Genomic DNA, 22,613 nt, shown 5'->3' with positions numbered 1-22,613 from the left:
GTCTTTTAAATACAAAGTATAAAGACATTTTTTCATGATTCTGCATTCAAATCCCATTCTGGATACTTTTTTGATATACTAGTAAACGGAGGAAATTAAATCATGAATTTCAATAATTACACCATAAAAGCACAAGAGGCTATACAAAAAGCTTCTGAAATTACACAAGGTTTTCAACAACAAGCTATAGAAAACGCTCATATATTAAAAGGCTTATTATCTGTAGATGAAAATGTTGTAGGTTATCTGCTTAAAAAGCTTAACGTTAATATCAATAGATTAAACGAATCTTTAGACGAACAAATTGCAGGTTTTCCTAAAGTTAGTGGCTCCAACCTATACCTATCCACTGCAGCAAATTCATCATTACAAAAAGCACAATCTTATCTGAAAGAGTTTAAAGACGAATTTGTATCTGTAGAGCATATTTTACTTGGTTTATTAGCTTCGGCAGACAAAACCGCAAGCTTACTTAAAGAGCAAGGCGTAAATGAAAAAGACTTGAAAAAAGCCATTAAAGATTTAAGAGGAGACGCAAAAGTAACCGACCAAAATGCCGAAGCCACTTACAATGCTTTAAATAAGTATGCCCGCAACTTAAATGACTATGCAGCATCAGGAAAATTAGACCCTGTTATTGGTAGGGATGAAGAAATAAGAAGAGTAATTCAAATTTTATCCAGACGTACCAAAAACAATCCTATTTTAATTGGCGAACCTGGTGTTGGTAAAACAGCTATTGCAGAAGGTATTGCTTTTAGAATAATTAAAGGCGATGTACCAGAAAACCTAAAATCGAAAACCGTATTTTCTTTAGATATGGGAGCTTTGGTAGCAGGTGCAAAGTATAAAGGAGAGTTTGAGGAACGTCTTAAAGCAGTTATCAAAGAAGTTACGGATAGCGATGGTGAAATTATTTTATTTATTGATGAAATACATACCCTTGTTGGTGCCGGTGGTGGCGAAGGTGCTATGGATGCCGCTAATATTTTAAAACCTGCTTTAGCCAGAGGCGAACTGAGGGCAATTGGCGCTACAACTTTAAATGAATATCAAAAATATCTGGAAAAAGATAAAGCTTTGGAACGTAGATTTCAAAAAGTTATGGTAGACGAGCCTGATACCCAAGATGCCATTTCCATTTTAAGAGGATTAAAAGAACGCTATGAAACGCATCATAAAGTAAGGATAAAAGATGAAGCTATTATTGCTGCTGTAGAACTTTCTCAACGTTATATTTCTGATAGGTTTTTACCTGATAAAGCTATTGATTTGATGGACGAAGCTGCATCAAAATTGAGGTTAGAGATGGATTCTGTACCAGAAGCGGTTGATGAGCTAGATCGCAAAATTATGCAGTTAGAAATAGAAAGAGAAGCCATTAAAAGAGAAAATGATGATGTTAAAGTAAAAGACCTGACACAAGAAATTAGCAATCTAAGTGCCGAGAGAGACGAACTTAAAGCTAAATGGCAGGGAGAAAAGGATTTAGTTGATGCTATTAACAATAATCTGCAAAATATAGAAAATTTTAAACTGGAAGCAGAACAGGCAGAAAGAGCAGGCGATTATGGTAAAGTAGCAGAAATAAGATACGGTAGAATTAAAGAAGCACAGGATCAGGTTGAAAAACTAAAACAGGAATTAGCTGGCAAAACTGCTGATAGTAGAATGTTAAAGGAAGAAGTAACTGCTGATGATGTTGCAGGTGTTGTAGCCCGTTGGACAGGTATACCTGTAACCAAACTTGTTTCAAGCGAAAGAGAAAAACTTTTACGCCTAGAAGAAGAATTACACAAACGTGTAGCCGGACAACAAGAAGCTATTGAAGCTATTTCTGATGCTATAAGAAGATCAAGGGCGGGTTTAAGTGACCAGAAAAAGCCTATAGGCTCCTTTATATTCTTAGGTACAACTGGTGTGGGTAAAACAGAGCTTGCCAAAGCTTTAGCCGAGTTTTTATTTAATGATGACCAAGCGATGGTGAGAATTGATATGAGCGAGTATCAAGAAAGGCATGCCGTTTCCAGATTAATTGGTGCCCCTCCGGGATATGTTGGTTATGATGAAGGCGGACAATTAACAGAAGCCGTAAGAAGAAAACCATACGCTGTAATCTTGCTTGATGAAATAGAAAAAGCCCATCCCGATGTTTTTAATATTCTTTTACAGGTTTTAGATGATGGAAGATTAACCGATAATAAAGGTAGGCTGGTAAATTTTAAAAATACCATCATCATTATGACCTCTAACATAGGTTCTCACGTGATACAAGAAAATTTTGAACTCCTGAATGAATTAAACAGAGATGAGATTATTGCCAAAACAAAAAGTGAGGTCTTTGAAATTCTTAAAAAATCTATCAGGCCAGAGTTTTTAAACAGAATTGACGAGGTGATTATGTTTACCCCACTTCATAGAGATGAAATTAAAGAAATTGTAAAATTACAATTTGTTGCCTTGCAAAAAATGTTATCAGAAATGGGGATACAAATTTCTGCATCAGAAGATGCTTTAGACTGGCTTTCTCAGTTGGGTTACGATCCTCAGTTTGGAGCCAGACCTTTGAAACGCGTTATTCAAAAGAAAATCCTGAATGAGCTTTCAAAACAAATACTTGCAGGCACTGTAAGCAAAGACAGCGAAATAAAGCTTGATGTATTTGATAAACAATTTGTTTTTATCAACTCCGGGAAATCATAATCCCAGTAAATTAAAACAGCACAGCCGGAAAAAAATTCCGGCTGTGCTGTTTTAGGAGATATGAAGTAAACAAAAGAATATGCAATAAATAAATTAAAATAAAGTCTGCTTTAGATATGTAGTAAAATAGGGAGTTTACATACAAGGCCATTTCCACGCATAACGGATAATCAGACAAAGTAGAATGACTTGTATAACAGCACCAACCACCATGTGAATCCAGGCCTCTCCTGCCAGATTAAACAATATTAATGGAATATTAATACCGGCAGTAACAATATTAGCCCATCGATTTACTTTAGCTGGTAGGGCAACAGAAAGAAAAATCATCAGTGTTGGAGTTAACACCATGGCGAGTGCTGCTAATAGAAACCCTTGAGTAATATCAAATATAAATACCCTCCCTGCTATCATATCTTTTAGAGAACCAGGCATATATAAGTGGAAATAATCGAGATAGATAATTATAAACATCAAACTTGCCCATAGTGATGCAAGTTTCAGCTTCAAATTGGGTTTGATGTCTTCTAGTTCGTTATTCGTTAATTTTTCTGAATTCATTAAATTTTAATTTATGTTAAACCATACTGCAAAGTTAGATGGGTTGTAGCCTTAAAATCGTTCTCTTAAGATAAGAAATGATTTACTTTTCACTTTTATCTAACATCTTACTCTTAATCTGCTTTGTGACTAAGCTGTAATGCCTAAACAACCAGCTAATTGGTATTAGGAAATAAAGGACCCCTTAAAATGAAAAGAAGAATCAAGCTTTTGAAAACAATTTGAAAGCAAAAAACCGCACTAGAATATGCTCTAGTGTGGTTTTACATTTTAAAAGTACCCAGAGCCGAAATATAAATATTATTGTAAATCAATTAGTTATAAAGTAATTATTTTTGAAAACATATTACTGTTTAACAGCTACTTCTGCCTTCTTTTATAGTTCGTATTTTACCCTGTCTGGTGTGGCGGTGTAAATGTTTCCGGTAATAAAATTTACCAATAACTAGATACCGCCTGTAGCCACATCTAATAAAGCCATACCTACCTGTACCTTTTTATGAATTTTGATATCTTGACTTTCGTAACTATTTGCTTTAATGGTTATGTCATTGTTTAAAGCATGTTTAAGAACTCTTTCTGGTTTGGTTTTGACTTAAAAATAATTTTTTATGTATTGTAACATAAATTCTACCCCTTAAAATGATATTTTGATAGAATATAATTAGAATTTAATATGATAAATTTTGTGAAATATTGAAGCTTTATATCTCATAAAATAGAATATTTACCAATGTAGTTGACCTTATAAAAAAATAAATTATTGCTTATATTTGTAAAAACACATAAAGCTATGACTACTTTAACTATAATGATACCAGATACAGAGGCGAATAGGTTTAAAAAACTTCTTAAAGAGGTTAATGGTGTTATTGTTCCTTCTAAAGCTGAAAAAAAGCCGTCTAAGCTTTTAAAGGAGATAGAGAAAGGGTTAAAACAAGTGATAGAATATAAAGAAGGAAAAGGAAAAATGTACACACTCAGCGAAGTTTTAAATGGCAAATAAGGTGCTTTTTTCACCTTTATTTAACCAGAATGCTAAACGACTACTTAAAAAGTATGCTTCCCTTTCTAATACTCTAATTCAACTCGAAAAAGATTTAATTATAAACCCTTATTTAGGTGTAAACTACGGGTTCTAATATCTATAAAATACGCATACCTGGAGAAGGAAAAGGAAAAAGTAGTGGTTATAGAGTAATAACCTATACAGTTGACGAATCCAAAAATTCGACTATTATAAATATGATTACTATATTTCCTAAAAGCGAAGAAAGTACAATCACGAAATCAGAAGTAATAAAACTGCTTAAACGACTAGGATTGTACATACCTAAAAAATAATCGTGTCCAAAAAATCTAATGTTACACGAAATATTTTGCATAAAAACCCTCCTACGATTTGAAAACAAACCGACTAAAAGTGAATTAAATAAAGCTTTTGAAAACAATTTGAAAACAAAAAACCGCACTAGAGCATGCTCTAGTACGGTTTTACATTTAAAAAGTACCCAGAGCCGGGGTCGAACCGGCACATCCGAAGATATTGGTGTTTGAGACCAACGCGTCTACCAATTCCGCCATCTGGGCTTGTTTGGCATTTCCATCATTAAGATTGGGTTGCAAATCTATTAATTGATTCCCGTATTCGCAACAAATATTTTTTTCTGTAATAGATGTCTTTGATTTGCAGCAACAAAGCTTTTTTTTCCTCTGCTCCTTGCTCATCAAATTGATGGGTAAGTGATGCTAATGTTGTATCTAAACTATCTTCTATTACTGCTACTTGTGTTTTTAATTGTTCTACTTTAGTATAGTCTTCATCAAATTCTAACTCCATCAAAGCCTCATTTACTTCCATCATTTCCATTAGAAAATCCTGAGGCAAAGCATACTTCTCTCCTTCTTCTAAAGCTCCAAATAATTCTAATACATAGTTTAATCGCTTCTGCTCATGAGATAATATCTGATAGGCTTTATTGTTTAATGTAGATAAATCTAAGATTTCTTGCTGTTTCTCCTCAGACTCATTTACATAAAAATCCGGATGATATTCTTTGCTTAAAGCATAAAACTTCTTTTTCACCGAATCTGCATCAGGATGAAAAGAAACTGGTATCTGATAGAACTCAAAGTAATTCATTCTTTTAAAGTAAAATTCAAAAGTAAAAAGATAAACAACATTCTTGCAATTACATCAGACATTCCGCTTTAAGTCTTATGCTTTTAGCCTATCTTGTGAATGCTTTAAAAATATCGTTACCTAAAACAAAAACCATTAAAGTAGCTAATAAAACAAAACCTACAATTTGTGCTCGTTCCATAAACTTATCGCTCAATGGTTTGCCTTTAATCATTTCTATCAATAAGAAAACTGCATGTCCGCCATCTAAAGCTGGTATGGGTAATAAGTTCATTAAAGCCAATGCCATAGAAAGTAAACCTGTAATACCCCAGAATTTTACCCAATCCCAAGTGCCACCATATAGTTTACGGGCAATTTCTACGGGACCAGAAAAAGCTTTATTAGCTTTAACTTCACCTTTAACTACCTTACCTAAACCTTTTGCATTATCTGTTAAACTTCCCCAAGCTTTAGCAGCGCCAACCGGAAGTGCTTCAAAGAAGCCATATTTTTGAGTTTCTAATTTTAAATCTTCAATTTTAGGAGCAAAACCTATCGTACCCTCAGCACTTACTAAAACTGGTAGAGAAAGTGTATCTGCTCCTCTTCTTATTCCTGCAGTTACTGTTTTACCTTTATTATCTTTTAAAGCTGTTTGTAATTCATCAAAAAACAAAGTTTGCTGACCATTAACAGCATAAATTAAATCGCCTTTTTTAATTCCTGCTTTAGCGGCATTGCTACCCTCAACAACAGAGTCTACCGCAAATTTTAATCTTGGTGCAACAAATTCATCCACACCATAATCTGCAACAGTATTTAATATGGTTGCAGGTACTACTAAATTTTGCTCTTTACCATCTCTGATGACAGTAATAGTAGCGTTCCCCATCAAAACCTCAGAACTGCTTAACTCGCTAAATTTTACAATTTCTTTGCCGTTGATAGCAACAACCTTGTCTCCGGTTTGCAAGCCTATTTCTTTACCAATAATACCAGGCGCTATACCATTTCTAATTTCCTTGTTAGGGATGTAAGTTTCGCCATAAGTAAAAGTCAACATCCAGAAAATCAGAATACCTAAAATAACGTTTACTGTAACACCACCAAGCATCACAATTAGACGCTGCCAAGCTGGTTTAGCCCTAAACTCCCAAGGTTGCACCGGTGCTGCCATAGCTTCTGTATCCATAGATTCGTCTATCATACCTGCTATTTTTACATATCCGCCTAAAGGCAACCAACCTATACCATATTCTACATCTTTGTATTTAACGCTAAATAATTTTACGCCCCAAGCATCAAAAAACAAATAAAATTTCTCTACTTTAATTCCAAATGCTCTTGCAGCCCAAAAATGCCCCAACTCGTGTAAAACTATTAAAATTGATAATCCCAGCAATAGCTGGCCAATCATAACTAAAACATCCATCTAATTTTCTTTTCTATTTTTATTTATATCAACTCTTCTGCAAATATTCTTGTTTGCTTATCTGTTTCAAAGTAATCGTCTAATATAGGGTTTTCTACAAAGCTTACCCTATCCATACAACGTTCTATGACATCACTCATTTGTAAAAATCCAATACGTTCTTTCAAAAATGCCGCAACCACTACTTCATTAGCTGCATTGATTATACAAGACATATTTCCACCTTTTCTTAAAGCATCATAAGCTAAAGCCAAATTTCTAAAAGTTTGGGTATCGGCTTGCTCAAAACTAAGTTGAGGATAATCTAGAAAATTGAAACGTGGAAAATCACTTACAATCCTATCGGGATGTGTAAATGCGTACTGAATAGGTAATTTCATATCTGGCAACCCCATTTGTGCTTTCATAGAGCCATCCTGAAATTGAACAATAGAATGGATGATAGATTGCGGATGTACTATAACATCTATTTGCTCTACGGCTAAATTGAATAGCCATTTTGCTTCAATTACTTCCAAACCTTTATTCATTAGAGACGCAGAATCTATAGTGATTTTTGCACCCATAACCCAATTAGGGTGCTTTAAAGCTTCTTTAAAACTTACCTGAGCTAATTCTGATTTGGTTTTACCTCTAAACGGACCACCAGATGCGGTAAGATATATTTTCTCTATAGGTGCTTGTTCGCCTACCAAACATTGAAAAATAGCCGAATGCTCTGAGTCTACAGGTAAAATTTTAACATCATTTTCTTTTGCCAAAGTGGTTACCAAATCGCCAGCAACTACCATAGTTTCTTTATTAGCTAAAGCGATATCCTTTTTAGCTTTGATAGCTGCAATAGTAGGTTTTAAACCTGCAAAGCCAACTAAAGCAGTTAAAACTAAATCCAACTGGGGTAAAACTACGGCTTCGCATAAAGCTTCATACCCAGCCTTAACTTCAATATTTGTGTGTGCTAAAGCTTGTTTTACTTCCTGATATTTGCTTTCATCGGCAATAACCACCAACTGAGGTTGAAATTGTAAAGCTTGTGAAACCAATAAAGCAACATTAGACTGAGCTGTTAATACCTCTGCTTTAAACAAACTTGGGTTAGCCTTGATAACATCTAAAGCTTGTGTACCGATGCTTCCGGTAGAGCCTAAAATGGCTATATGTTTAATTTTATTTGAAAATGTATTTGTCAATTTTTGTTATGATAATTGATAAGGAACAAGTTTATCTGCCAAAGCTCTATCGTTTGCCAAACGAGGCACTTTATTTTGCCCACCTAGTTTACCTTCTGCCCGCATGAAATTAACAAAAGCTTCTGCTTGCAACGGTCTGATGATTAAAGGCTGTAATACCTTACCTTGAATCAAATCTTTGTAATAAATATTTTTCAACTGTAATTGTTCATCTACTTTGGCACTAAAAACAGCTAAATCTGTAGGTTGTTTTGCAAATTCTACAAACCACTCGTGGTAAGGCAGCTCTCCCGCTGGCGGATTTACCTGTGGGGCAACCGTAAACTCAGTGATTTCTAAACCTTCTTCTTTGGCTACATGAAGCAAAGCATGTTCTACCTCCTCGCCTATCACATGCTCGCCAAAAGCAGAAATATAATGCTTTATTCTTCCTGTTACCAAGATTTTATATGGATTTTTAGAAATAAACTTCACCGTATCGCCAATGGCATATCCCCACAAACCAGCATTGGTACTCATAACTAAAGCATAATTTTTATTAAGTTCTACATCAACTAAGCTTAAGCGAGTTGGCTTTTCATTAAAGTATTCATCCGTAGGGATAAATTCGTAAAATATACCTGCATCCGCCAAAAGTAATAAACCTTTATCTTTCTGAGAGTCCTGAAAAGCGATAAAACCTTCTGAAGCTGGGTAAGTTTCTATGGTAGCAATCTTTTTCCCTATACTTTCTTCAATTCTTGCTCGGTAAGGCTCAAAATTAACCCCTCCGTAAACAAATAAATTGAAGTTTTTAAAGATGTCTTTTATCTTTTTACCATTTGCTTTCGCCGATAAACGATCAAAATACATTTGACACCAAGGTGGTATACCGGATATCAATCGCATATCTTCATGAAAAGTTTCTTCTACAATAGCGTCTACTTTTTCTTCCCAATCGGCAATACAATTTACCTGATAACTTGGCAACCTATTTTTTTGCAAATACTGCGGAACATGATGTGCTACAATGCCAGAAAGTCTTCCGAAAGAAATTCCAGCTTTTTTATCCATTTCCGGACTGCCTTGTAAGAATATCATTTTACCATCTACAAAACTAGCGTCTCCGGTTTCGTGGATGTAACATAATAAAGCATTTCTGGCGGCTTTAATATGCTCTGGCATAGACTCTTTAGAAAGCGGTATATATTTAACACCCGAAGTAGTTCCAGATGTTTTAGCGAAATAAAGCGGTTTTCCTTTCCATAAAATATCAGCTTCTCCTTTAACTACACGCTCTACATAAGGCTTTAAATCTTCATAGTCCCTAACGGGAACGTATTTTTTAAAATCCTGATAATTTTTTATATCCTGAAACTGGTGATCCTTACCAAAAACGGTATCTTTTGCGGTATTAATTAAATTAGCTAATACTTTTTCTTGAGCGGCTACTGCATTAAACTTCCACTTATTTATGCCCCGCACTGCCCAGGCTGCAAATGGTTTACTTAACGCTGCTTTTAATCCCATAGTGTTGTTTATTCGGCAGATGGTAATTGGCCATCATGCTCTTGTACATAAGAGTTTACCAATTTACGATATGTTACAACCAATATCACATTTGTAAACGGATAAGTTACAATAATACCTACTCCTAATGCCAAAAAGCCTAGTATTATAAAACCAACTACGATGAGTAAAACGGTTACTATCCTCAATAAATTATCCTGAGTAAGTGCCCTACTTTGTCTTAAAGACTCTATAGAATTAGAATCATCATCAACAATAAAACAAGGAAAAAACATAAAGCGCATGGTTACCATCATCAATAAAACAAAGGCAATTACGGCTAAAAGTTCTAATGCTATGGGGGTTACTTTTAATTGGTCTATAAATTTGCTAAAAGTATCCAGCGTAAGTAACTTTTGATAAATGAGGTTAAAAGTGGCTACAATGAACCCTAAAAACAAGGTTAAAGTAATAAAACTAGAAATATTTTTCCAGGTTGGGATGACTGACTTTATTTCAATGTCTTCATTTTCTTTATCGATAAGATGGAAAGTAAGTTTATAAAAACCTAATGTTGCCATGCTATTTAAAATCAATACCAAGAAAAGAATAATAAAGCTAAGAAAACCCCCGCTACCAATTAAAAACATAGAGGTAAATTGCATTAAAGCCAGTATAATAAAAGCTGTTACAGAATAGCCAATAATCACTAAAAAATTCTTCTTGGTGATTTCCCATGAGGTTTCTAAAACTTCTATTACTGAAAAAGATTTCTCCATTTAAGATTTAAGGTATAAACTAATATTGATTGTTAATGTCTTGCTTTAATATTACACGTTTGCAATAATCTTGCACAAAACCAAAGCCATAAGCTGTTAGCTGTATGAAAGACGCAATAATGCTCAAAAATGCAACATTTAATGACTTATTTTTAAACAAAGAATCAAAAAATATCAACATTATGTAAGCCAGTAGTAATAAATTACCTAAAATAGCCAAGCCTATAGAAAAAAGGTTAAGCATGAAGACTAAAATTAAGAAAGCTGTAAATGCTACAGGTAGCAAATGAACCGCTTTTAGGGTATCAGGATAGCGTAAAAACAAATCTACCCGAGTGCGACCAAATGAGTGGATTTGTTTCCAAAATTGTTTAAAACTTGTTCTTCTTTTGTGGTATACTTTAGCTTCTGGCACCAAACCTATTTTAAAACCCATTTGATGTATACGGATAGATAAATCCATATCTTCTCCCATACGGGTTAATTTAAAACCTCCTGTTTTTTCCCAAACTTCTCTGGAAATACCCATATTAAAGCTTCTTGGATGGAACTTACCTCCTGCATTTTTTTGCTTGCTTCTAATCCCTCCGGTAGTTAAAAAGGATGTCATGCCGTAGCTAATAGCCTTTTGTACAGCTGTAAAAGAAGAATGTGCTTCATCCGGACCACCGTAAGCATCTAAATATTCTTGGTAGAAATGGTCTCTTAAAAGCTCTAAATAATTGTGGGGGATGATACAATCAGAATCAAAAAAAATAAAATAATCACCTTTAGATCTTTCAAAACCATAATTACGAGCAAAGCCTTGTCCGGCATTTTCTTTATAAAAATAATGGATGTCTAACTGATTCTTAAAGCTCTCTATAATAGCCTTAGCATCATGCTTAGAGCCATCTTCTACCACCAAAACCTCAAAAGAAGTATAAGTTTGCTGCGTTAAACTTTCTAGCAGTTCTTTAATCTCTTGTGGCCTGTTGTATAATGGAATAATAATGGAAAAAAACATTTAAGATGAAGAGGTTAATGAGTTAATCCAGATCTTTTGATAACATCATGAGAATGAACCAAAAACTATATTTCTTTTTCTATTTGATACTGGTTTCTGTTTGCTGAGCTTCTTGAAACTAACTCGGCAACAAAGCCTGTTAAAAATAACTGTGCCCCTACTACTACTGCAACCAATGCGATATAAAACATGGGTTGCTCCGTTACTTCTCTTTGATAAGGAGTGTGCATAGCAATATGGTAAAGCTTTTCGCCTATAATCCATAAAGCCATAATGGTTCCGAAAAAGAAACTTAATACCCCCATAGTACCAAAAAAGTGCATGGGTCTTTTACCAAATTTACCTACAAAGAAGATTGATAATAAGTCTAGAAAACCGTTGATAAACCTGCTGAAACCAAATTTTGTAGTTCCGTATTTTCTGGCTCTATGCTCTACAACTTGTTCTTCTATCTTATTAAAACCTGCCCATTTTGCAATTACAGGAATATAACGATGCATTTCGCCGTAAACCTCGATATTTTTAACCACTTCTTTGCGGTAAGCTTTTAATCCGCAATTAAAATCGTGAAGATTGTGAATACCAGACATGCTTCTGGTAGCAGCGTTAAATAATTTAGTTGGGATAGTTTTACTTAGCGGATCGTAACGCTTTTTCTTCCAACCGGATATCAAATCTAGCTTTTCTTCTTTTATACGACGGTAAAGTACCGGAATTTCATCTGGCGAGTCTTGTAAATCAGCATCCATAGTGATGACAACATCTCCCTTTACAGCATTAAAGCCAACATTTAAAGCAGCAGATTTACCGTAATTTCTTCTGAATTTAATGGCTTTTAATTGTTCATGTTGCTGTTGTAATTCCTCTATCTTTTCCCAAGAACCATCATTACTACCATCATCAATTAAGATAATTTCATAACTGTATGCGTTCTTTTGCATTACTTGTCTTATCCATTGGGTAAGTTCTGGTAATGATTCTACTTCATTATATAAGGGTATTACAACTGAAATATCCATTTCTTAACATGAGCTTTATTTGGCAGCCAACCTATTTTATTGATGATTTATATTGATAATGAATATTTATGCTTCACTTTCGCTTTCTTCAAACATGGGCGCTTCTTTTTTAAAGATAGCTGCAAATACCAAACTTAAAGCCGCCCCGGTTAAAGTGTACATAATAGCTGTTGTTACAGCAGCTAGGTAAGGTCCCCAACTTCTAGCTATACTCATGGCGGCATCTATTTGCTTTGATGATTGACCTTGGTCTAACATCTGGTTTTCTGCTTCAACCAAACCCAATTCTAAAACATCAGGATTTAACCATTTTAAATAAACCATCATAAATAAACCCATCATTAAAGAAAGTAAAGAGCTAAATCTGAAGCCTGTATTAAATGCCCTACCAAAAGAGATATAGCCGTCTAATTCTTTTTCTTTATGATTTTTAATAGCTAAACCCAAGCAAGCTATAAAAGGAATATAAGTGATATAGTTTAATGCCGATTTTTGATCAACGTCTGCAAAGTAAAACACATAAGTTAAGATAACAATCATGACAAAGGCTAATAAAGCCCAGTAACTAGCTGTTTTGGTTGGTCTAACTTCTAATTCTTTCATGCTTATGCTTGATTATAGTTTACAATTAAATCTAAAACAGCAGCATCAAAAGCCGGGTCTTCACTTAAAGCTTTAAACTCTTTTAAATACTGTGCATCAGGATTGATATTGAAGAAAAATGCCATCAGAGGGAAAAACAATTCTCTAATTTCTGAATCTGGAGAAAGCTTTTTAGATATTCTGGCAATTTCTTGAAGCGAGCTTTCCATTAATACTTGGTTGGCTATGACATCTTCATAAATACGGTGCTCGTCTTGAAACTCATCCTCATCAACCAACAAAAACTCTTTTAAATAGTCATCTAAAGAAGGGTTAATATCTTCATCATCACACTCTTTTAGATATAATAAAAGATTTAAAAGCTCGGTACCTCTATCAATAGTTTCTTCCTCTATTTTCTCCCATTCTGGAGATTCTAGATAATCTTCATCTAATTTTTTAGCGTCTTCTGCAAAAAAGTTGATTAACAACAAATCAAAAGTTAGCTCTCTTACCGGATCTAAAGCTGTTGAAGTATCAAAAACTTCATCCATAGCAGACAGTTTATCCATAAAATGCTGATCGGAACCAAATATGGTATTTAACTTCTTTAGTTCTTGTTGAGCAGATACACCTTCTAATGCAGAAAATGTGTTGAAAAGGCTCTCTAATGCTGCTTTTACTTTTGTGTCCATAAGCTTTTTATTTTATTTAGCTTCGTAAAGCTGATGATTATTAATGGTTAACCAAACTTTTCCTTTTAATTTTTCTCCTATAAAAGGCGAGTTTTTAGATTTTGAGTAATTATTTTCAGTTGTATAATCCCACTCGCTCTCATCAAACAAGGTTAAATTGGCTTGTACGCCTTCTTTAACTTCTGGCTGTGGTAAACCCAAGATATTTCTTGGACTAATTGCTAATTTTTCTACAATTTCTTGTGCTTTTAAACCCGCTTTAAATAGTAATGGCAAAACTGTTTGCAAACCTGTGATGCCGTAAGCAGCGGTTTCAAACTCTACTTCTTTAAACTCTATCTCGTGTGGCGTGTGCTGAGAAACAACAGCATCAATAGTGCCGTCTTTTATACCAGCAGTTAAAGCTTCAACATCAGCATTTGTTCTTAAAGGAGGTTTTACTTTATAATGGGTATCAAAATCATGTAAAGCTTGTTCTGTTAAAACTAAATGGTGGGCTGTAACATCGCAGGTAACTTGTAAACCTTTGGCTTTGGCAGCTTTAATAAGTTCAACGCTGTGTGCGGTAGAAATACTGGTAAAATGTATTTTAGATTGGGTATATTCTGCTAAATATAAGTCTCTTACAATCATTAATTCTTCGGCAATGTTAGGAATACCTTTCATCCCTAAATAGGTACTCATTTCGCCTTCATTCATTTTAGCTTTTCCGGCTATAGCGCTATCTTCGGGATAAGAAATTACCAAAGCATCAAAACCTTTAGCATATAATAAGGCTCTTTCCATTAAACCAGCGTCTTGTACAGGTGCTGTACCATCTGTAAAAGCTACAGCGCCAGACTGGGTCATATCGTACATTTCTGCAAGGTCTTTGCCTTCTTTCTTTTGCGAAATAGTACCATAAGGATAAATATCAACCAATAATCCTTTAGCTCTGTTTTTTAAATATTCTACCTGAGCTTTAGCATCTACAGGCGGCTGTGTATTAGGCATAACGCCAACCCCTGTATATCCACCGGCAGCTGCTGCTGCACTACCGCTTATAAAATCTTCCTTATTTTCTAATCCTAACTCTCCTAAATTAGCATTCAAGTCAAAAAAACCTACCGATAAGTATTTCCCTTTTGCATCAATAGTTTTAATATCAATTGGGTTAATATCAGTAGCTATTTTACTGATGATACCATTTTCTATCAGTACATCTACGACTTTTAAATGATGTGGAGAGGCAGGACTTACAAGCGTACAAGATTTTATAAGGATATTCATGATTAATTTATTGCAGTTTTATTTGCCTGGATATTGAAATACCTAACAAGAAGCATCTCAATAGCCAAAAATATCAAAATCAAAATTATACAAAGTTTCCATAAAGAAGCACCTAATTTCACTTCTTTTATCTGATTAGCTATGGATGATGTACCAGCTTCAATAATTTCGGTATTTTTTCCAAAACTATTATTCAAATCAGCATCACTGGCATAGCTTAAATCAGACTCTTTTCTACTTTGGTTAAAGGCCAGTACAGCCACTTGTTTATCTTGTTTGTAAAGTTCATAAAAACCTTGTTCTTTAACTTGGTCGGCAAAAAAAATAACCGTTCCTAAACTTGTATTTCTAAGTTCGGGTATAATTTCTTGTTGTACCGATTTTAATGTTAAAACTTCACTAGCGGCTAAATCAACATTATCTATTAACGCTGTTTCTTGCATCCCTAAAGTATAAAACAGGGTTTGCTCTTGCCTTTTTAGCAAAGCCATTTTAAATAAAAGCGGCAAAAACAAACCATGGTTAGTAAAATTAGAAATCTGCGGTTCTAGCGGTATGGCACTTAAATAAAGATTACCCTTCCCTACCTGATAAGCCTGCAAAAGAGGTAAAGCAGCATCAACCTCCATTAAATTTTGCTTATTGGTTTTGGTAACATTACTTAACTGGTAATAGCCAGATGTTTTAGGTAAATCTATTTGCTGAGGGATGTTTTCAAAAACGTTTTCAAAAACAGGATGCTTTAAATTTAAATTGGCAGCCATTACGCTATCTTTTTGGTAACGGATGGGGTAGTTTGTACCAGCTGCTTTTAGGAAATTGATGTAAGAAGGTAAATCAGCCGCTAGAGGCAAGAAAACACTTAAATTACCACCATTTTTAATATAAGCTGTCAATTGCTGACTTAAGCCCTCAGAAATACGCTTTAAATTATGCAGTACAATTAAATGTTGCTGTTTTAAATCGCTATAATTTATTTGGCTTTCGCCGATGCTTTGCACTTTGAAAAAGCTATCCGTATCAAAAGCTGATGAGATAGCATTAGCTTCTATAGTTGAATTGATGATGGTTATAGGGAGGTCTTTTTTAACCTGAAAAGCAAAAAATAAAGCATCATCAAAAACCATTGGATAATCTTTAACCCTCAACTCTCCTTTTTGCCAGCCGGTATTTAAACCAGAAAAAGTAAGGGTATCTAAACTGCTTTCTCTTGGTGCTATAGCTACTTTGCCAATAGCTTTTATTTGGTTATTGATTTTTAAAGTAAGCGATATATCTGCCAGGCTTTTATCAGAATAATTTTTTACCCTTACTACCAATTGCTCTTTACTTTGCGGACGATGCAAAGGAGAAATAAACCAAACACTATCTACCGCAACATTTGGTAAGCTATTGGCTTTTAGTTTAATGAGATGATATTTTGCTGTGCTATCTTTTTGTAACTGGAGATTATCTTGTTGCTGAAAATCAGACACCAGATAAGCGTGTTTTTGATAGCCGTTGTTGGTCTTAAAAAATCGTTCTTGTTGATTTAAAACTTGCTGATAATCATAGGCTCTTGCGCTAATTTCTATGGCATCTAAAGCTTCTAAAAAAGCTTCTCTATCTAATAATCGGTTTTGTGAACCATTAAAATCATTACTCAACAATTGAAATTTATCACTTAAACCATAAGTAGTTACAATTTCTCTGGCTTTGCGTTTGGCTTCATCTAGTAATCTTCCATCCTGGTTTACAGTTTCCATAGAGTAAGAGTTATCTATGTAAATACTTACCAAATGATTTTGCTGATTATTAATATCATCACCTTGAGGTATATAAGGCTTAGCGAAGGCTAATACTAGGAAAGTAACTGCTAAAATCCTACTTAATAAGATTAAGCGTTCTTTTATATTTCTTCTAGATGATGTTTGCTGCTGTATATCCTTTAAAAAGCTAGTATTAGAGAAATAAACTTTTTTGAACTTTCTAAAATTGAAAAGATGAATAATCACCGGAATGGCAATTAATAATAATCCGAAAAGAAATTCAGGATAATAAAGCTTCATTAAGCATCAAATATATTAATAAATCTGATTAGTTAACGGTGATTTATACAACAAAATGCTATTGACATGGCATTAACCTACTTAAAATTATGAGGTATTAAAATTTCTTCATCAATATAATTTTTTATTGCTTTCATTCGCATTCCACCAATGGAGTTTACGCATGTAACTTACTTCTAAAGTGTAAAAGTTAAACTCAGCAGTTACTTTTCCTTTAAGAAGATAACAGCCTTTACCTTTAAAAGTATATTTGGCTGCCACATCTGGAAATAAAACAGTATCTATCCAATTGCCATCTTCATCTAAAAAAGTTCCAAAATACATCACTACCCCGTGTTTGGTACGGGCATATTTGGTAGTTACTAAATGTCCAATAATTTGTACTTCTTGGTTTAAATATTCAGGAATATCCTTTGCTTTTATACTTTTAATATCGGGCTCATCAATCAATTTAAAAGGTGGATGAATGGTAAAACCTAGAATTTCCAGCTCATCAAGCATATCATTACGTTCATCATAATGTAATGGAGGCATGTTAAAATCGCTATTTATAGGTTGCTTAAATAAGGTGTCTTGTATAGGAGCTTGTAAGGGTTTGTTTAATAAAAAATGTACCTCCCAAAGTAAGGCTTGCTTGCTTTTTTGGGTAAACCTAAAAGCTCCAATTCTGATAAGTATGATGGTTTGTTCCAAACTAATAGCTGTACGTTCAACAAAATTTGCCAAGCTGATGTAGGGTTCCTGCTGTCTTTGGTATAATATGTTCTCTATCACCCTGTCTTCTAGGTTTGCAATATGTCTAAATCCTAAATAAATAGTTGTATTTGAGATATGAGTAAGGTAATGGCTTTGGTTAACACAAGGTAATTCTACCTTGGCACCAGCTTTACGGGCTTCGTGTACATAAAACTCGGTTTGGTAAAAACCACCCGCATTATTGATAACCCCTACCATAAACTCCAAAGGAAAATGTGCCTTTAAAAACATACTTTGGTAGCTTTCTACCGCAAAAGAAGCCGAATGCCCTTTGGCAAAAGAATAACCAGCAAAAGACTCTATCTGTCGCCATATTTCTGCTGCTAAAGCTGGCTCGTAACCTAGTTGTTGGCAATTTTTAAAGTATTTATCTCTAACCATCAAAAACTCGTTTCTAGAACGGTATTTACCAGACATACCTCTTCGTAAAACATCCGCTTCTGCTAAATCTAGTTGAGCAAATTCATGTGCTACTTTAATAACATCTTCTTGATAAACCATGATACCATAAGTCTCTTTCATCAAATCCCACATCGTTGGATGGGCGATAGATTCACCCTTATCAGGCATTTGATGGCGTAAAACATATTCTCGCATCATACCAGATTGTGCCACACCTGGCCTAATGATAGAACTTGCTGCTACTAACGTGAGATAATCGTTACAAGCTAGCTTTGCCAGCAACATCCGCATGGCTGGAGATTCTACATAAAAACATCCCATCAGATTACCACGTTCCAGATGTTCTATAATCTTTTTATCTTTCATGAAGCGAGGAACATCATGGATATCAATAACTACTCCTCTATTTTCTTGCACAATACTGATGGTGTCTTTGATGTGTCCTAAACCACGCTGACTTAAAATATCAAACTTATAAAGTCCTAAATCTTCGGCATTATACATATCAAACTGGCTTATAGGAAAACCTTTGGGCGGATGCGAAGTGGCTGTATAACAGTAAATAGGCTTTTCAGAAATTAAAATTCCACCAGCATGTATACTCAGATTACGCGGAAACTCATGAAGTGCTTTAGCAAAATGTACAATTTCTTTGTGTAATGGCTCTAGGGTATTTGGTTGCTCTAACCGAGTTAATATTTCTTCTATTTCTGCAAGAGGTAAACCATAAACTTTACCAAGCTCTCTTATAGCAGATTTAACCTGAAAAGTAGTGTAAGTTGCCTGTAAACAAGTATGTTCTGTACCGTATTGATCAAATATAAACTGGATAATTTCATCCCTATCCTGCCAAGAAAAATCAATATCAAAATCTGGTGGATTTTTACGATACACATTCATAAAACGCTCGAAATACAAATCAAGCTCAATGGGGTCCACATCAGTTATTTTTAAACAGTAAGCTACGATACTGTTAACTCCACTACCCCTTCCTATATAGTAAAAACCACGACTAATGGCAAAAGAAATGATTTCATGGTTAATTAAGAAATAAGATACATAACGTTGCTGCTTGATGAGATTTAGCTCTTTTTTTATGCGAGTTTCTATCTTGGCTGTTAAGTCTTTATACCTAACTTTTGCACCTTCATAGGTGAGTTTTTTTAGCTTTTCAAAATCCAGATTTAGCGCTTCTTCAAATTGCAGATGCGAGCTTAAAACGGCTTTATTTTTGTGTTGACCCAGTTTAAAATCTACAGGTTTACAAGCATATAACAATTGGGCTGTTTGAGCTAAAATTTGTGGGTAATCTTGATAAGCATCGGCGAAAGCCATTTCATCTAAAAAAACTTCTTTTCCGCTAGTGCTTAGCTCTGGCATTTTAGAAAGAATGGTGTTCTCATCTATACAACGTAATAATTTATATAGCTGCAAATCTTTAGTTTCGTTAAAACAAACCGTGTGTAGCAACACCATTTTATGGCGGTTTTTATGGTATCGTGGCAAATTTATATAATGTAAATCGTTAGGTTTTACCCCTATAAATTCGTGGTTTTGAAGCTCGGTAAATACCTTATCAGGATGAAAAGGATAAACTACAAAGCTATTCTTCAAGTAAGGACATCTCTCAGGAATAGTACTTTTTTCTTTTAGATAGGATGATAGTAAACGATTAAGTTCTTCAAAACCTTTTTCATTTTTGGCTATACCGATGAATTGCTGCTGTACATTATTTCTAAAATCGATACCGGGGATGATATCTAAACTACCTTTAGCCTCTCTAACACATTCTATAATAGCTGATGTGTTATTGATATCCGCTACAACCAAACGCTCTAAGCTTATAGCCCTAGCTTGTTGTACCAAATCCTGTGGTTTGATAGTACCGTATAGAAAACTAAAGTAGGTTTGACAATGGAGGTACATTTAGGTGGTTAGTTATTAGATGGTTAGGTTATTAGTTTGTTAGGTGGTTAGTTTATTGGGTGATTAGTTATTAGATGGTTAGGTTATTAGTTTGTTAGGTGGTTAGTATCATTAGTCACTAGTTTGTTGGGTGATTGGTCATTAGATGGTTAGTACCGATAGCTGTGGCGAGTTAGTATCATTAGTCATTAGTTCATTAGGATGGTTAGTTCATCGTGATAAGGAACGAAGTAGCAAACTCATTTTATACTATTTCTACCCTAGACTTCGGACGGCGGTCTTCGGTCTTCGGACTTTTTATGTCATCCCATTAAACGGATTAAAACTCCTATTTTCTATACCGATGCCTATGGCCCTGAATACGGTTTTGCTACCAAATCTTTTATTGAGTTTATCCATAGCTTGATAAAGATGAATTTGCTCTTCGCTATCTTGAAAAAGATTAATTTGATGATGTCCATGAACTAAATTGCTAAAACGTACACCTATAAGTCTGATGAGCATACGGCGGTTATACAATTTCTTAAAAAGCTCTTTCACTTGCGGAATAAGCAGGTGATCTGCCGAAGTATAAGGCACCTTAATTTGTTGTGTATGGGTATTAAAATCAGAATATCGTATTTTAACAGCTACGCATCCACACAAAAAATGTTCTTTCCGCATTTTAGAACATAAATCTTCTGTCATAGAAACCAGTAAAGCTTCTAGCATTTCTACATCCATGGTATCTTGCTCAAAAGTATTTTCGCTAGATAAGGATTTACGCTCTGTATAAGGCACCACAGGACTTAAATCTATACCATTTGCTTTTTCCCATATCATAATACCCGATTTTCCAAAGGCAGATTCTAGCAAGCGACAAGGCATTTCTTGTAAAGTTTGTACTTTTTGCACACCCATTCTACGCAAGCTTTCTGCTGTTTTATCGCCAATCATAGGAATTTTCTGGACTGGAAGAGGAGCTAAAAAAGGGCGCTCGGTACCATAATCTACATGTTTATAACCATTAGGTTTAGCTAAACCAGTAGCTACTTTAGAAACTGTTTTATTTTTTGATAAACCAAAAGATATAGGCAAACCGGTTTCATGTATTACCTTTTCCCTCAGTTCTGTTGCGTGTTTTAAAGTCCCGAAAAACTTATCCATACCCGTCATATCTATATAAAACTCGTCGATAGAGGTTTTCTCAAAAACCGGAACTTGTTCATCTATAATTTGAGTAACTTCTAAAGATGCTTTGCTATAACTTTCATAATCTCCGCGGATAAAAATCAAATCAGGGCAAAGCTGTTTGGCTAGTTTACCGGGCATGGCCGAGTGTACACCGTATTTTCTAGCCTCGTAGCTACAAGAAGCTACTACGCCACGGTCTCCGGAACCGCCTATAGCCACCGGTCTGTTTAACAAACGTGGATTGCTACGACATTCTACCGAAACAAAAAAAGAATCTAAGTCTATATGTATGATTTGCCTTTCCATCTTATCTAAATTCTTTATTTTTAAAACTAAATAAATTAGTTTTTATACAAAATTACTAAATTATTTAGCTAAAAATACAAGTACTTTTACAAATTATTTTAAAGAAAATAATTGCCAAAAAAAATTTAGAATAGCTAGTAAAAATTTACATCATAAACTATTGTGGTTTGTATAATTATTTTTATTTTTGAGAATATGATTTTTTCTACTAAAAGGATATTCATCTCATTAACAGTTATTGTACTTCTGGTATCATCGGTACTGGCTGGTATACATCCTTTTACCAATCAACAAAAAAATCATAATACCCAAAACACTTCTTTAATACTTGTCAAAAAAGACTCTTCAGTTGTAAAGAAAACCACAACAACTACACCTGCTAAAGAAATCAAGAAAGAAACGCCTTCATCAAAATCCTTTAAAGACTTTATTAACTTTGATGCTGATGAAGAAGAAAAAGAAAACAACAATGGTTTTTCTTTGTTCCCTCTGCTCAAACAAGGGTTAAAAGTCATCCTTAATCAGATGACGAAATAACGTTTGTTTATCTACAATTAGCAAATTAATTTATAATCATACACCATGAGGAAAATTTATATCCAAACTGTATTATGTGCTGCTTTAATAGCTAGCTATGGCTGCAACAATCAGCAATCTGGTACAGAAACAAAAGACTCTACAGCAGTAGCGGCAGAAGCCAGCGTACCAGTGACGACATTTAAAGACAGCAAAGCAGATAGTATTTACCAAGGTTATATCAACTTAAAAAATGCTTTAGTTGCCAATAATGAGGAAGATGCAAAACAAGCAAGTGCTACTTTAGAAGGTATTTTAAAAAGTACTAATGATTCTTTAGTGGTACAAGCAGGAAAAATTAATGCTGCTGCTAGTATTGCTGATAAAAGACTAGCTTTTAATGATTTTACAGAGAATATTCTAAAAGAAATACGTACTCAAGTAAGCAGTGGAACCATATATAAGCAATATTGCCCTATGGCTAATGATGGTAAAGGAGGTTTTTGGCTGGCAAGTGAGAAGGAAATTAAAAACCCTTATTACGGAGAGGCCATGTTATCTTGCGGTACGGTAGAAGAAGAAATAAAATAGCTATTACAGATTTATCTGATGATTAAAAACAAAAAAGGGAGCTTTC

The 22,613-nt window shown here is 34.4% G+C and carries 19 protein-coding genes and 1 tRNA gene; 5 read left to right on the top strand and 15 right to left on the bottom strand.

Translation table 11 applies throughout. The features are described 5' to 3' along the window. Positions 1-102 precede the first annotated feature (102 nt). A complete protein-coding gene (gene clpB / locus B2745_RS12655) occupies positions 103-2,703 on the top strand; it encodes an ATP-dependent chaperone ClpB (protein WP_304067213.1) in 2,601 nt (866 codons plus the stop codon). A 135-nt stretch (positions 2,704-2,838) separates the two neighbouring features. On the opposite strand, the gene B2745_RS12650 is transcribed toward clpB, so the two are convergent. Then, positions 2,839-3,264 carry a DUF6326 family protein gene (locus B2745_RS12650; protein ID WP_304067210.1) on the bottom strand — a complete coding sequence of 142 codons (426 nt, stop codon included), beginning with the start codon at positions 3,262-3,264 and terminating at the stop codon, positions 2,839-2,841. Between the two features lie 793 nt (positions 3,265-4,057). Here B2745_RS12650 and B2745_RS12645 point away from each other — a divergent pair. Both B2745_RS12645 and B2745_RS17010 read left to right on the top strand, forming a co-directional pair. Beyond that, positions 4,058-4,270 (top strand): hypothetical protein, encoded by a 213-nt coding sequence (locus tag B2745_RS12645; RefSeq protein ID WP_304067207.1) that lies wholly within the window; start codon positions 4,058-4,060, stop codon positions 4,268-4,270. Positions 4,271-4,407: 137 nt separating this feature from the next. Continuing rightward, positions 4,408-4,608: a hypothetical protein gene (locus tag B2745_RS17010; RefSeq protein ID WP_414691936.1), complete on the top strand. Its 201-nt coding sequence runs from the start codon at positions 4,408-4,410 to the stop codon at positions 4,606-4,608. A 164-nt stretch (positions 4,609-4,772) separates the two neighbouring features. Here the strand turns inward: B2745_RS17010 and B2745_RS12640 are convergent. From B2745_RS12640 to dinB, 14 genes are all read right to left on the bottom strand, one after another. Continuing rightward, positions 4,773-4,854: transfer RNA gene (locus B2745_RS12640), tRNA-Leu, on the bottom strand. Positions 4,855-4,873: 19 nt separating this feature from the next. Continuing rightward, positions 4,874-5,407 (bottom strand): Fe-S protein assembly co-chaperone HscB, encoded by a 534-nt coding sequence (gene hscB / locus B2745_RS12635; protein ID WP_304067205.1) that lies wholly within the window; start codon positions 5,405-5,407, stop codon positions 4,874-4,876. An 88-nt stretch (positions 5,408-5,495) separates the two neighbouring features. Then, a complete protein-coding gene (gene rseP / locus B2745_RS12630; protein WP_304067202.1) occupies positions 5,496-6,821 on the bottom strand; it encodes an RIP metalloprotease RseP in 1,326 nt (441 codons plus the stop codon). Between the two features lie 23 nt (positions 6,822-6,844). After that, complete coding sequence (locus tag B2745_RS12625; protein ID WP_304067369.1) at positions 6,845-7,987, bottom strand: 1-deoxy-D-xylulose-5-phosphate reductoisomerase; 1,143 nt, start codon at positions 7,985-7,987, stop codon at positions 6,845-6,847. A gap of 30 nt (positions 7,988-8,017) precedes the next feature. After that, a complete protein-coding gene (locus tag B2745_RS12620) occupies positions 8,018-9,520 on the bottom strand; it encodes a GH3 auxin-responsive promoter family protein (RefSeq protein WP_304067200.1) in 1,503 nt (500 codons plus the stop codon). 8 nt (positions 9,521-9,528) lie between these two features. Continuing rightward, positions 9,529-10,278 (bottom strand): hypothetical protein, encoded by a 750-nt coding sequence (locus B2745_RS12615; protein WP_304067197.1) that lies wholly within the window; start codon positions 10,276-10,278, stop codon positions 9,529-9,531. 19 nt (positions 10,279-10,297) lie between these two features. Continuing rightward, a complete protein-coding gene (locus B2745_RS12610) occupies positions 10,298-11,284 on the bottom strand; it encodes a glycosyltransferase (RefSeq protein ID WP_304067194.1) in 987 nt (328 codons plus the stop codon). 65 nt (positions 11,285-11,349) lie between these two features. Beyond that, positions 11,350-12,303: a glycosyltransferase family 2 protein gene (locus B2745_RS12605; RefSeq protein WP_304067192.1), complete on the bottom strand. Its 954-nt coding sequence runs from the start codon at positions 12,301-12,303 to the stop codon at positions 11,350-11,352. Between the two features lie 66 nt (positions 12,304-12,369). Continuing rightward, positions 12,370-12,906 (bottom strand): DUF4199 domain-containing protein, encoded by a 537-nt coding sequence (locus tag B2745_RS12600; protein WP_304067190.1) that lies wholly within the window; start codon positions 12,904-12,906, stop codon positions 12,370-12,372. A gap of 2 nt (positions 12,907-12,908) precedes the next feature. After that, positions 12,909-13,580, bottom strand: a complete 672-nt coding sequence (locus tag B2745_RS12595) for a hypothetical protein (RefSeq protein ID WP_304067187.1) — start codon at positions 13,578-13,580, stop codon at positions 12,909-12,911. A 12-nt stretch (positions 13,581-13,592) separates the two neighbouring features. After that, positions 13,593-14,849, bottom strand: coding sequence for a dihydroorotase (locus tag B2745_RS12590; RefSeq protein WP_304067184.1), 1,257 nt, complete (start codon positions 14,847-14,849; stop codon positions 13,593-13,595). Between the two features lie 2 nt (positions 14,850-14,851). Then, entirely contained in the window at positions 14,852-16,897 is a 2,046-nt protein-coding gene (locus B2745_RS12585; RefSeq protein ID WP_304067182.1) for a BatA domain-containing protein, read from the bottom strand. Positions 16,898-17,008: 111 nt separating this feature from the next. Then, positions 17,009-19,981, bottom strand: a complete 2,973-nt coding sequence (locus B2745_RS12580) for a DNA polymerase III subunit alpha (RefSeq protein ID WP_304067179.1) — start codon at positions 19,979-19,981, stop codon at positions 17,009-17,011. Positions 19,982-20,278: 297 nt separating this feature from the next. After that, positions 20,279-21,460, bottom strand: coding sequence for a DNA polymerase IV (gene dinB, locus B2745_RS12575; protein ID WP_304067176.1), 1,182 nt, complete (start codon positions 21,458-21,460; stop codon positions 20,279-20,281). A 195-nt stretch (positions 21,461-21,655) separates the two neighbouring features. Here dinB and B2745_RS12570 point away from each other — a divergent pair, with 195 nt between their 5' ends. Together B2745_RS12570 and B2745_RS12565 are read left to right on the top strand one after the other, a co-directional pair. Then, on the top strand, positions 21,656-21,997 hold the full coding sequence (locus B2745_RS12570; RefSeq protein ID WP_304067173.1) for a hypothetical protein: 342 nt from the start codon (positions 21,656-21,658) through the stop codon (positions 21,995-21,997). A 45-nt stretch (positions 21,998-22,042) separates the two neighbouring features. Then, entirely contained in the window at positions 22,043-22,567 is a 525-nt protein-coding gene (locus tag B2745_RS12565; protein ID WP_304067171.1) for a DUF3347 domain-containing protein, read from the top strand. The last annotated feature ends 46 nt before the right edge of the window (positions 22,568-22,613 follow it).

Source organism: Pedobacter glucosidilyticus (assembly GCF_002483235.1).
Taxonomy (GTDB): domain Bacteria; phylum Bacteroidota; class Bacteroidia; order Sphingobacteriales; family Sphingobacteriaceae; genus Pseudopedobacter; species Pseudopedobacter glucosidilyticum_B.
This window is presented reverse-complemented; position numbering and strand designations above follow the sequence as displayed.

What these genes read in the sequence shown, in the direction of transcription:
- clpB (WP_304067213.1), top strand. Translation starts at nt 103, where the DNA reads ATGAATTTCAATAATTACACCATAAAAGCACAAGAGGCTATACAAAAA.
- B2745_RS12650 (WP_304067210.1), bottom strand. Translation starts at nt 3,264, where the DNA reads ATGAATTCAGAAAAATTAACGAATAACGAACTAGAAGACATCAAACCC.
- B2745_RS12645 (WP_304067207.1), top strand. Translation starts at nt 4,058, where the DNA reads ATGACTACTTTAACTATAATGATACCAGATACAGAGGCGAATAGGTTT.
- hscB (WP_304067205.1), bottom strand. Translation starts at nt 5,407, where the DNA reads ATGAATTACTTTGAGTTCTATCAGATACCAGTTTCTTTTCATCCTGAT.
- rseP (WP_304067202.1), bottom strand. Translation starts at nt 6,821, where the DNA reads ATGGATGTTTTAGTTATGATTGGCCAGCTATTGCTGGGATTATCAATT.
- B2745_RS12620 (WP_304067200.1), bottom strand. Translation starts at nt 9,520, where the DNA reads ATGGGATTAAAAGCAGCGTTAAGTAAACCATTTGCAGCCTGGGCAGTG.
- B2745_RS12615 (WP_304067197.1), bottom strand. Translation starts at nt 10,278, where the DNA reads ATGGAGAAATCTTTTTCAGTAATAGAAGTTTTAGAAACCTCATGGGAA.
- B2745_RS12610 (WP_304067194.1), bottom strand. Translation starts at nt 11,284, where the DNA reads ATGTTTTTTTCCATTATTATTCCATTATACAACAGGCCACAAGAGATT.
- B2745_RS12605 (WP_304067192.1), bottom strand. Translation starts at nt 12,303, where the DNA reads ATGGATATTTCAGTTGTAATACCCTTATATAATGAAGTAGAATCATTA.
- B2745_RS12600 (WP_304067190.1), bottom strand. Translation starts at nt 12,906, where the DNA reads ATGAAAGAATTAGAAGTTAGACCAACCAAAACAGCTAGTTACTGGGCT.
- B2745_RS12595 (WP_304067187.1), bottom strand. Translation starts at nt 13,580, where the DNA reads ATGGACACAAAAGTAAAAGCAGCATTAGAGAGCCTTTTCAACACATTT.
- B2745_RS12590 (WP_304067184.1), bottom strand. Translation starts at nt 14,849, where the DNA reads ATGAATATCCTTATAAAATCTTGTACGCTTGTAAGTCCTGCCTCTCCA.
- B2745_RS12585 (WP_304067182.1), bottom strand. Translation starts at nt 16,897, where the DNA reads ATGAAGCTTTATTATCCTGAATTTCTTTTCGGATTATTATTAATTGCC.
- B2745_RS12580 (WP_304067179.1), bottom strand. Translation starts at nt 19,981, where the DNA reads ATGTACCTCCATTGTCAAACCTACTTTAGTTTTCTATACGGTACTATC.
- dinB (WP_304067176.1), bottom strand. Translation starts at nt 21,460, where the DNA reads ATGGAAAGGCAAATCATACATATAGACTTAGATTCTTTTTTTGTTTCG.
- B2745_RS12570 (WP_304067173.1), top strand. Translation starts at nt 21,656, where the DNA reads ATGATTTTTTCTACTAAAAGGATATTCATCTCATTAACAGTTATTGTA.
- B2745_RS12565 (WP_304067171.1), top strand. Translation starts at nt 22,043, where the DNA reads ATGAGGAAAATTTATATCCAAACTGTATTATGTGCTGCTTTAATAGCT.